General features: G+C 61.7%; 9 protein-coding genes, 1 tRNA gene and 1 pseudogene. 9 read left to right on the top strand and 2 right to left on the bottom strand.

The window, feature by feature from the left end:
* Nucleotides 1-126: 126 nt before the first annotated feature.
* Nucleotides 127-657: pseudogene (locus I3253_RS20735) on the top strand (recombinase family protein); the annotation flags it as partial.
* A gap of 542 nt (nucleotides 658-1,199) precedes the next feature.
* On the opposite strand, the gene I3253_RS15510 reads toward I3253_RS20735, so the two are convergent.
* Nucleotides 1,200-1,286, bottom strand: a tRNA-Leu gene (locus I3253_RS15510).
* A gap of 115 nt (nucleotides 1,287-1,401) precedes the next feature.
* On the opposite strand from I3253_RS15510, the gene lipB reads away from it, so the two are divergent.
* The 4 genes from lipB to I3253_RS15490 all read left to right on the top strand — a co-directional run bounded on the left by lipB (nucleotide 1,402) and on the right by I3253_RS15490 (nucleotide 5,187).
* Nucleotides 1,402-2,109: a lipoyl(octanoyl) transferase LipB gene (gene lipB, locus I3253_RS15505; protein ID WP_332255709.1), complete on the top strand. Its 708-nt coding sequence runs from the start codon at nucleotides 1,402-1,404 to the stop codon at nucleotides 2,107-2,109.
* Nucleotides 2,110-2,221: 112 nt separating this feature from the next.
* Entirely contained in the window at nucleotides 2,222-2,635 is a 414-nt protein-coding gene (locus tag I3253_RS15500) for a c-type cytochrome (RefSeq protein WP_197918789.1), read from the top strand.
* Nucleotides 2,636-2,858: 223 nt separating this feature from the next.
* Entirely contained in the window at nucleotides 2,859-4,529 is a 1,671-nt protein-coding gene (locus I3253_RS15495) for a cytochrome c oxidase subunit I (RefSeq protein ID WP_197918788.1), read from the top strand.
* Between the two features lie 157 nt (nucleotides 4,530-4,686).
* Nucleotides 4,687-5,187, top strand: a complete 501-nt coding sequence (locus I3253_RS15490; protein ID WP_197918787.1) for a DUF2244 domain-containing protein — start codon at nucleotides 4,687-4,689, stop codon at nucleotides 5,185-5,187.
* A 6-nt stretch (nucleotides 5,188-5,193) separates the two neighbouring features.
* On the opposite strand, the gene I3253_RS15485 is transcribed toward I3253_RS15490, so the two are convergent.
* On the bottom strand, nucleotides 5,194-5,817 hold the full coding sequence (locus I3253_RS15485; RefSeq protein ID WP_197918786.1) for a TetR/AcrR family transcriptional regulator: 624 nt from the start codon (nucleotides 5,815-5,817) through the stop codon (nucleotides 5,194-5,196).
* Between the two features lie 133 nt (nucleotides 5,818-5,950).
* Between I3253_RS15485 and mbfA the strand changes: the two genes are divergently transcribed.
* From mbfA to I3253_RS15465, 4 genes are all read left to right on the top strand, one after another.
* Complete coding sequence (gene mbfA, locus I3253_RS15480) at nucleotides 5,951-6,925, top strand: iron exporter MbfA (RefSeq protein ID WP_197918785.1); 975 nt, start codon at nucleotides 5,951-5,953, stop codon at nucleotides 6,923-6,925.
* Between the two features lie 281 nt (nucleotides 6,926-7,206).
* On the top strand, nucleotides 7,207-8,736 hold the full coding sequence (locus I3253_RS15475) for an ABC transporter ATP-binding protein (protein WP_197918784.1): 1,530 nt from the start codon (nucleotides 7,207-7,209) through the stop codon (nucleotides 8,734-8,736).
* A complete protein-coding gene (locus I3253_RS15470; RefSeq protein WP_197918783.1) occupies nucleotides 8,733-9,812 on the top strand; it encodes an ABC transporter permease in 1,080 nt (359 codons plus the stop codon). The genes I3253_RS15475 and I3253_RS15470 overlap by 4 nt, the downstream gene beginning before the upstream one ends.
* Entirely contained in the window at nucleotides 9,812-10,732 is a 921-nt protein-coding gene (locus tag I3253_RS15465) for an ABC transporter permease (RefSeq protein WP_197918782.1), read from the top strand. The genes I3253_RS15470 and I3253_RS15465 overlap by 1 nt, the downstream gene beginning before the upstream one ends.
* Nucleotides 10,733-10,754 lie beyond the last annotated feature (22 nt).

The following is a 10,754-nucleotide window of genomic DNA, read 5'->3' as shown; positions in this document are numbered from 1 at the left end:
AAATTGGCGGCATGAAAACCAACCCGGATACACCTTAGATCAGCCGCTGAGCTGTCCGAAAAACCGGGACCACTTCACAAGGGTCAGTTGGAGCGCGAACAGAATGGGCGGCAAGTGTCACAAAAGATGAAGGCCCGCATGCAGTCGGGCTTTTGGATTCACAATGCGCCCGTCGGATACAAATACCAGACCGTAAAGGGGCGCGGAAAGATGATCTTCCCGGATGAACCCCTGGCGTCCATCGTGCGCGATGCCTTTGAGGGCTATGCCATGGGCCGGTTCGAAACACAGGCGGAAATCCAGCGGTTCTTCGAAACATTCCCGGACTTCCCACGCAACAAAAAGGGTGAAATCACCCGCCAGCGCGTGAAAGATATTCTCACCAATCCGCTTTACACCGGATACATCTGCTCAGAAAACTACGGCATCGATTGGCTCAAAGGACATCACGACGCGCTGATCTCCGTTGAGACCTTCGAGAAAGTGCAGGAGCGCCTGCGCGGCATCGCCAAGGCCCCCGTGCGCAAGAATATCGGAAACGATTTCGCCTTGCGTGGCTTTGTCTGCTGTGCCGATTGCGGTACGCCCTTTCGGTCGTCCTACAGCACCGGTCGTAGCAAGTCCTACGCCTATTATCTCTGCCAGACCAAGGGCTGTGCCAGCTATGGCAAATCCATCGCTCGTGAAAAGATCGAGGGCGATGTCGGCACGATGATCAAAACCCTTCAACCGTCCAAACAGCTTGTGGCGCTGGCAAAAGCAATGTTCCGTCATGCATGGGACCAACGCCGTGCACAGGCGCAAGAGGCTATCAAAACCGGTCAGCACCAACTCAAGGAACTCGACAAGCAGATCGAAACTCTGCTGTCGCGTATCATGGAATCAACAAATGTCACCGTCATCGGCACCTATGAAACCAAGATCGGCGCGCTGGAAAAACAGAAGATCATTCTGGGTGAACAACTAACCCATCAGGCCGAACCAAAAGGAACCTATGAGGAAAAACTAGAACCCGTGCTCACGTTCCTCGCAAGCCCTTGGAAAATATGGGAAACAGGCCATTCAGCCCTGCGCCGCACGGTGCTCAAACTGGCCTTCGCAGACCGCATCCAATATGACCGATTTGAAGGACCTAGAACCCCACAAATAGCCTTACCATTCAAAGCTTTAGAGAAGATCACAGACCAGAGAGTCTGTTATGGTGCGGTCGAGAAGACTCGAACTTCCACTCCGGTTAAGGAACAGCGACCTCAACGCTGCGCGTCTACCAATTCCGCCACGACCGCACATGCCCTGGTGGGTGTGGGGCATATAGACGAGCGGCCCGGCGATGTGAAGAGGCAATATCCCCGGTTCCAACAGATTCTGCCGGGCACGCACAGACTGGTGTTCCGGCGCGCTATCGGCTACCCCAAAGCGCGCGTAAACTCAGTCTCGGAGGATGACATGGTTGAATGGATCGTTTCCGACGGGCTCACCGATTACGACGATGCCGTGTCGGTCATGGAAGCGCGCGCCGCCGCCATCGCGGCGGGCACGGCGGACGAGGCGGTGTGGCTGGTCGAACACCCGCCGCTTTATACCGCCGGAACGTCCGCCAGGCCAGCCGACCTTACCGATCCCGATCGCTTTCCCGTCCACACCTCCAGGCGCGGCGGCCAATACACCTATCACGGCCCCGGCCAGCGGGTGGCCTACGTGATGCTCGATCTCAACCGGCGCGGTCGCGATATCCGCGCCTTCGTGCAACAGCTCGAGGCATGGGTGATCGCCACCCTGGCCGAATTCAACCTGCGCGGCGAGGTGCGCGAAGGCCGCGTCGGCGTATGGATCGCGCGCGACGACAAGCCGCTCACGGCCACCGGCGCCAAACCCGAGGACAAGATTGCGGCCATCGGCATCCGCCTGCGCAAATGGGTGAGCTTTCACGGCATCTCGATCAATGTCGAGCCGGATCTGGAACATTTCTCGGGAATCGTGCCCTGCGGTATCACCGAACATGGTGTCACCTCGCTGGTCGATCTGGGCCTGCCGGTCACAATGGATGATCTCGATGTCGCCCTGCGCCACACGTTCGAATCGCGTTTCGGCCCAACCGTCAGCCCCTGATCTTCATGAATCCGCCGACCAGCCCCCCGTGCCAATTTGCACATTGCACAAATTAGTGCTTTGAGCAAAGCTGCGCACGGACGCTGTTAACGCAATACACAAGAGGCACTACATGAAACTGATCATCGCAACCACCGCTGCCGTTCTGGCTCTGGCAGCCCCGGCCTTCGCCGAAGGCGACGTTGAGGCCGGCGAAAACGGATTCAAGAAATGCAAGGCCTGCCACACCGTCGAATCACCTGACGGCGAGAAAATCGTCAAGGGCGGCAAGACCGGACCGAATCTTTATGGCGTGATCGGTCGGGTTGCCGGGTCCGAAGATTTCAAATACGCCTCGGGCCTTCAGGCGGCTGCCGAAGCTGGTTTCGTGTGGACAGAAGAGGCCCTGACCGCCTTTATCACGGATCCCAAGGCATGGCTCAGCGACAATGGCTTTGACCCCAAGACCAAGATGACCTTCAAGCTGAAAAAGGGCGGCGAAGACATCGCGGCCTTCCTGGCGTCGGTTTCCCCGGCGGCCGAATAAGGCTGATTCGCCTGCATTGCACGAAAAACCGGCCCCGGCGACATTTCGCCGGGGTTTTGATTCCGGGCCCTTTCCGGGCCCTTTCCGAGCTCTGCGGCACTTTTTCTTGATCTGCGTCAAAGACGGACATTGCCGCCGCCCCATCTCCCCATTAAAACGGATGTAATCTTGAGGCGTACGAGGGGACTCGTGCGCCTTTCAAACCACCAGCAGGAGGCAAAGCATGGCAGACGCAGCCATTCAGGGCCACGACCACCATGACGACCGCGGGTTCTTCACCCGCTGGTTCATGTCCACGAATCACAAAGATATCGGGATTCTCTACCTTTTCGTGTCGGCCTTTGTGGGCCTGATCGCGGTTCTCTTCACCGTCTACATGCGGCTCGAACTGATGGAGCCGGGCGTCCAGTACATGTGCCTCGAAGGCGCGCGCCTGTTCGCCGGGAGCGATCCCTGCACCCCCAACGGCCACCTCTGGAACGTGCTGATCACCTATCACGGCGTGCTGATGATGTTCTTCGTGGTGATTCCGGCGCTGTTCGGCGGCTTCGGCAACTATTTCATGCCCTTGCAGATCGGCGCGCCGGATATGGCCTTCCCGCGCATGAACAACCTGTCTTTCTGGCTCTATGTGGCCGGCACATCGCTGGGCGTCGCGTCGCTGCTGTCGCCGGGCGGCAATGACCAGCTTGGATCGGGCGTGGGCTGGGTGCTCTACCCGCCGCTCTCCACCAACGAAGGCGGCATGTCGATGGATCTGGCGATCTTTGCCGTGCATGTTTCCGGCGCGTCCTCGATCCTTGGCGCGATCAACATGATCACCACCTTCCTGAACATGCGCGCACCGGGCATGACCCTGTTCAAGGTGCCGCTGTTCTCGTGGTCGATCTTTGTCACCGCCTGGCTGATCCTTCTGGCCCTGCCGGTTCTGGCCGGCGCCATCACCATGCTGCTGACCGATCGTAACTTCGGCACCACGTTCTTTGATCCGGCCGGGGGCGGCGACCCGGTCCTCTACCAGCACATCCTGTGGTTCTTCGGCCACCCCGAGGTGTATATCGTGATCCTGCCCGGTTTCGGCCTGATCTCGCATGTGATCTCGACCTTTTCGCGCAAACCCATCTTTGGCTATCTGCCGATGGTCTGGGCGATCATCGCGATCGGCGCGCTGGGCTTCGTCGTGTGGGCACACCACATGTACACCGTCGGGATGTCGCTGACCCAGCAGTCCTACTTCATGCTGGCCACGATGGTGATCGCGGTACCCACCGGGGTCAAGATCTTCAGCTGGATCGCAACCATGTGGGGCGGCTCGGTGGAGTTCAAGGCGCCCATGCTGTTTGCCTTCGGCTTCCTGATCCTGTTCACCATCGGTGGCGTCACCGGCATTGTCCTCAGCCAGGCCGGCGTGGACCGCGCCTATCACGACACCTACTATGTGGTGGCGCATTTCCACTACACCATGTCGATGGGGGCGGCCTTTACCATCTTTGCCGGGATCTACTTCTACATAGGCAAGATGTCAGGCCGTCAGTATCCCGAACTGGCCGCAAAGATCCATTTCTGGATGTTCTTCATCGGCGTGAACCTGACCTTCTTCCCCCAGCACTTCCTGGGCCGTCAGGGGATGCCGCGCCGCTACATCGACTATCCCGAGGCATTCGCCTACTGGAACAAGATCAGCTCTTACGGCGCGTTCCTCTCCTTTGCCTCTTTCGTTCTGTTCTTCGGCATCATGTTCTACACGCTGACACGTGGCGCGCGTGTGACCGAAAACAACTACTGGAACGAATATGCGGACACGCTGGAATGGACCCTGCCCAGCCCGCCGCCCGAGCATACCTTTGAAATCCTGCCCAAGCAGGAAGACTGGGACAAGAGCAACGCGCACTAAGCGCACCGCCTCTGACACATGAACCAGGAGGCCCCGGAGCAAACCGCACCGGGGCCTCTTTTCCTTCCGCATCTTCTTTTGGCCCCAAATATCCTGGGGTGAATGGGCGCCCCGCGCCCAGAGGGGCAAGGCCCCTGCCAACGTTCAGACACGCGCCATGCCCCATCACTGGACACAACACGACCCCACCACCCAAACCGTGCTCACGCTCTGGCCGTTCCGCTCACTGCCGCGCCGGGGCTTTGCCGCCATGATCATGATGGCCTTCACTCTGGGCACCATCCCGCTTTACGGCCTCCTGGGCACCGTTGTCCTTTGGAGCGTTCTGCCCTTCATCCTCGGGGCGGTGGCCGCGCTCTGGTGGGGCTTGGAACGATCGTACCGTGATGGCGACATCCTTGAAGAACTGCGCCTGTGCGACAACACGCTCACCCTCCTGCACCGCCCGGCGCGCGGGCCGGCGCAAAGCTGGTCCTGCAACGTTCATTGGGTGCGCGCCGACATGCACCTCTCGGGTGGCCCGGTGCCGCATTACGTCACACTGACGGGCAATGGCCGCACCGTGGAAATCGGCAGCTTCCTGTCAGAAGACGAACGCAAGGTGCTGCATGGCGAACTTTGCGACTTCCTCCGCCGCGCCAATCAGCCCGTAGCCTGACCGGGGCTACCCGTGCGCGCCGAACCGCGCCATAAAGGTTTCCACCGCGCCGTCCACCACATGATCGATCTCGCCCTGGGTGAATTCGGTCTGAATGCCCGTCACCAGCCGCAAGAACACCCCGGCCTTGCAAAGCTCGGGAAACTGATCAGCGGCCAGCCCGAAATCGTCGATCTCAAGTTCCCCCCGCGCGACCCCCAGTTCCAGGAAATGCATCATCCGTTCCCGCATCACACCGGGACCGCTTTCATAAAACTGCCGCCCCAGTTCGGGAAACCGCTCGCCTTCGCTGATGCAGACCCGGAACATGTTGCGCCCGAATTCCGACAGCACGATCTCCATGAAGCCGCGCCCGACAATCCCAAGCACCTCGGGCACGGGCTTTTCGAGATCGATCCCGGCCTCCAGCTGCGCCGCCTGGATCATGCACTCGGCGCGCGCCACCTCGATGAAAAGATGCCGCTTGTCCGGGAAATAGGCATACAGCGTCGCCTTGGACACCCCCGCCCTGCGGGCGATCTCGTCCACCCCGATTCCCTCGAATCCGTGCTGCATGAACAACGCGCGCGCGCTGGCCAGAACCTGATCGAACTTGCGACCCTTCCGTATGACCGCCGCCGGTGAATTCATGCAATCCTCGCACCTCTGCCAAAATCGAATATAAACTGCCCGGTTCAGTTTCCGCAAGCGCCGCAATCCGGTTGTCTTCCCCCCCGCGCGCACATAGCTTGGCGGCAGGCCTGTTCATTTTCGGGGTTGTCCCATGCGCTTTCTGACCCAACGCAAGCATTTTCGCGACCTGACCGAACAAGAGATCATCGCGCTCGCCATTTCCTCGGAAGAGGACGATGCCCGCATCTATCGCAGCTACGCCGAAATGCTGCGCGCCGAATTTCCCGGCACCGCCGCCAAGTTCGAAGGCATGGCCGCCGAAGAGGACCAGCACCGCCAGCGCCTGATCGATCTGCACCAGCGCCGCTTTGGCGATACCATCCCCCTGATCCGGCGCGAACACGTGGCCGGCTATTACGCGCGCCGCCCGGTCTGGCTGGTCTCGAATCTCGGGATCGACCGGATCCGCACCGAAGCCGAGGCGATGGAGCGCGACGCCGAACATTTCTACCTGGTCGCCGCGCAACGCACATCCGATGCCGGCACCCGCAAACTGCTGGGCGATCTGGCCGCCGCCGAGGCCGGACACCAGCATACGGCACAGCGGCTGACCCACGAGAACCTTGACGATGACACGCTGTCGGACGAGGCCGCCACCGCCCGGCGGCAATTTGTCCTCACATGGGTTCAGCCGGGCCTTGCCGGTCTCATGGACGGCTCCGTTTCGACACTGGCACCGATCTTTGCCACCGCCTTCGCCACCCAGGACACCTGGACCACCTTCCTTGTCGGCCTCGCCGCTTCGGTGGGGGCGGGCATTTCCATGGGCTTTACCGAGGCCGCCTCGGATGACGGCGAATTGTCGGGGCGCGGCAGCCCGGTCAAGCGTGGCTTTGCCTCGGGCATCATGACAACGCTGGGCGGGCTGGGCCATGCCTTGCCCTACCTGATCCCGGACTTCTGGACCGCCACAATCACCGCGCTGATCGTGGTCTTCATCGAGCTTTGGGCGATTGTCTGGATCCAGAACAAATTCATGGACACGCCATTCCTGCGCGCCACGTTCCAGGTGGTGCTGGGCGGGGCGCTGGTGTTTGCCGCCGGGGCGCTGATCGGCGCCGGATAGCCCCGCCCGGCGCGCGCGCCCGAAAAACTGCCCAAAAGATAATCTTCCCCCCCGCGCAACACTTTCAACAAATCATTGAAAAACATCGGGCTTTACCCCTTAATATTTCAGGAAATTCCTGAAAACACAGCCCCGCCCTCGCCCGTCCAGGGCCGTTTGCCGCCCCTTCTAAACCCAAGTTTCTCTTGCGGAAACCGCCCCCCGCTCCCTAGGGTTGGGCCGCCAAATAACACCAAAACGCCGCATCGGCTGGCCGCGACAGGGCCAAGGGGAACGCGATCATGACAGCGAAACTGCTCAGCATCTCAGGGCTTACCAAGGCCTATCCGGGAGTTGTGGCCAACGACAACGTGTCCTTTGACATCGGCGAAAGCGAGGTGCACGCGCTGTTGGGGGAAAACGGCGCCGGCAAATCCACGCTGGTCAAGATGATCTATGGCCTCGTCAAGCCCGACAGCGGCACCATGACGTGGAAGGGCCAGCCCTTCACCCCCGCCGAGCCCAAGGCCGCCCGCGCAGCCGGCGTGGCCATGGTGTTCCAGCATTTCTCGCTGTTTGATGCGCTCAAAGTGTCCGAGAACGTCGCGCTGGGCATGGAAAATCCCCCCCCCATGGGCGATCTCGCCCGCCGTATCCGCAGGGTCAGCGAAACCTACGGCCTGCCGCTGGATCCCAACCGCGTCGTGGGCGATCTGTCGGCGGGCGAACGCCAGCGCGTCGAAATCATTCGCTGCCTGTTGCAGGATCCCAAGCTGCTGATCATGGACGAACCCACCTCGGTGCTGACCCCGCAAGAGGTTGAAATCCTGTTCAAGACCCTGAACAAGCTCAAGGCCGAAGGCACCTCGATCCTCTATATCTCCCACAAGCTCGAAGAGATTCGCACCCTCTGTGACCATGCCACCATTCTGCGGCTGGGCAAGAACGTGGGCGAATGCGTCCCGGCCGAAACCTCGGCCCGCGAGATGGCCGAACTGATGGTGGGCGACACGCTGCAAACCCCCACCCGCACCACCGACAAGACCGGCGAGGTCGTGCTTGATGTCTCGGGCCTGTCGCTGGAGCCGTCCAACCCTTTCGGCACCCGGCTCAAGAACATCCATTTCACCGTGCGCGCCGGGGAAATCCTTGGCCTGGGCGGGGTCGCGGGCAACGGGCAGGACGAATTGCTGGCCGCGCTGTCAGGCGAAACGCTGACCTGGAAGGACGCGATCAAGGTCAACGGCAAGGAGGTCGCCAATCTTGGGCCCAACGCCCGGCGCAGGATGGGCATCCTTGCCGCCCCCGAGGAACGGCTGGGCCATGCCGCCGCGCCCGATATGAGCCTGACGGAAAACGCGCTGCTCACCGGGGCGATCCGCGAAAAACTCACCGCAAAGGGGTTCGTGAACTGGTCCGCCACCACCACCTTTGCCGAAAAGGTCATCAAGGCGTTTGACGTGCGCACCCCCGGCCCGCATGTGGCCGCGCGCGCGCTGTCGGGCGGCAACCTGCAAAAATTCGTCATCGGGCGCGAGGTGCTGCAACGCCCCGAGGTGCTGATCGTCAACCAGCCCACATGGGGCGTGGACGCCGCCGCCGCCGCCGCGATCCGGCAGGCGCTGCTCGATCTGGCGGCTCAGGGCGCGGCCATCGTTGTCATCTCACAGGATCTGGACGAACTCATGGAAATCTCCGACCGTTTCGGCGCGCTGAACGAAGGCCGCCTCTCTGATATCCGCCCCGCCGCCGGGCTGACGATCGACGAAATCGGCCTGATGATGGGCGGTGCCCACGGCATGGAAGTGGCCCATGTGGGAGAAGACGCATGATCAGCCTTGAAAAACGCCCGATGCCGTCGCGCACCCTGTCCATGGCCACGCCGATCATCGCCGTGATCATCACCATGATCGCGGGCGGGCTGTTGTTTGTCGTGCTGGGCAAGAACCCGTTCGAGGCAATCCGCACCATCTTCTGGGATCCGCTTCTGGGCGAATACGCCTTTTATTACCGCCCGCAGCTGCTGGTGAAGGCCGCGCCGCTGGTGCTGATCGCCATCGGCCTGTCGCTGGGCTTCAAGGCAGGCATCTGGAATATCGGCGCCGAGGGCCAGTACATCATCGGCGCACTCTGCGGCGCCGGGGTCGGGCTTGCCTTCTATCCAACCGAAAGCATCCTGATCTTTCCGGCGATGATCCTTGCCGGCGCGCTGGGCGGCTGGGCCTGGGCGATGATCCCGGCCCTGCTGAAGGTCAAGTTCGGCACCAACGAGATCCTGGTTTCGCTGATGCTGGTCTATGTCGCCGAACAACTGCTCGCCTCGATGTCGCTGGGTCTCCTGAAAAACCCCGAGGGCATGGGCTTTCCCGGGTCGCGCAACCTCAACGATTACCCCTCCGCCAACAGCTGGATCAACGAGGCGGCGGGGCTGCACTGGGGCATGGCCTTTGCCTTCATCGCCGTGATCTTTGCCTATGTCCTGCTGAACCGTCACATCCTTGGCTTCAACATCCGCCTGACCGGCGAAGCGCCGCGCGCCGCGCGCTTTTCGGGCGTGAACCCGACCCGGCTGATCCTGTTCTGCCTGGGCACATCCGGCGCGCTGGCGGGCCTGGCCGGGCTGTTCGAAGTGTCCGGGCCCAGCGGCCAGGTCAGCATCGATTTCAACATCGGATACGGCTTTACCGCCATAATCGTCGCCTTCCTGGGGCGCCTGCACCCGGTGGGCATCCTGCTGGCGGGGCTGCTCATGGCGCTCACCTATATCGGCGGAGAGATCGCCCAGGGCAATCTCGGCCTGCCCTCGGCCGCAATCCAGGTCTTCCAGGGTATGCTCCTGTTCTTCCTGCTCGCGCTGGACCTGCTCACCAATTTCCGCATCCGCTTTGCCGCACGGGGGACCGCCTAATGGATCTGTCAGCCATCAATCCAGTCCTTCTGGTCGCCTCGCTCATGGTCGCGGCCACGCCGCTTCTGCTGGCCGCCGTCGGGGAACTTGTCGTTGAAAAGGCCGGGGTGCTGAACCTTGGTGTCGAGGGCATGATGATCGTCGGTGCGATCTCGGGCTTTGCCATCTCGGTGGAAACCGGCTCGCCGCTTGTCGGCCTCGTTGCCGCCATGATCGGCGGCGCGGTGCTGTCGCTGCTGTTTGCCTTCCTGACCCAGGTCGCGCTGGCCAACCAGGTCGCCAGCGGCCTGGCCCTCACGCTGTTCGGCCTTGGCCTCTCGGCACTCATGGGCCAGTCCTATGTCGGCATCAAGCCGCCCGCCATGGCCCGGCTGGATATTCCGGTCCTCTCCGACCTCCCGGTGATCGGTCCCATCCTCTTCAGCCACGATCCCGTGCTCTATATCGGCATCGCGCTGACCGCCGGTGTCTGGGCGCTGCTGAAATATTCGCGCGCCGGCCTGATCCTGCGCGCCGTGGGCGAAAGCCACGATGCCGCCCACGCGCTGGGCTATAACGTGATCCGCGTGCGCGTCCTGGCCATCATGTTCGGCGGCGCCTGCGCCGGGCTGGGCGGCGCCTATATCTCGCTGATCCGCGTGCCGCAATGGACCGAAGGCATGACCGCCGGCATCGGCTGGATCGCCCTGGCGCTGGTGGTGTTTGCCAGCTGGAAACCCTGGCGCGTGCTGCTGGGTGCCTATCTTTTTGGCGGCATCAACGTACTTCAGCTCAATCTGCAAGCGGCGGGTATTGCCATTCCGGTGGAATACTTGGCAATGTCTCCGTATCTCATCACCATCCTGGTGCTGGTCATCATGTCCGCCGACAAAAGCCGGGCCCCGGCCTCGCTGGGCCGCACCTTCCACGCCTCGCAATGAGGCACAAAAGCAAAAAACTGCC

This window comes from Thiosulfatihalobacter marinus (assembly GCF_016019955.1).
GTDB classification, from domain to species: Bacteria; Pseudomonadota; Alphaproteobacteria; order Rhodobacterales; family Rhodobacteraceae; genus Shimia; species Shimia marinus_A.
This window is presented reverse-complemented; position numbering and strand designations above follow the sequence as displayed.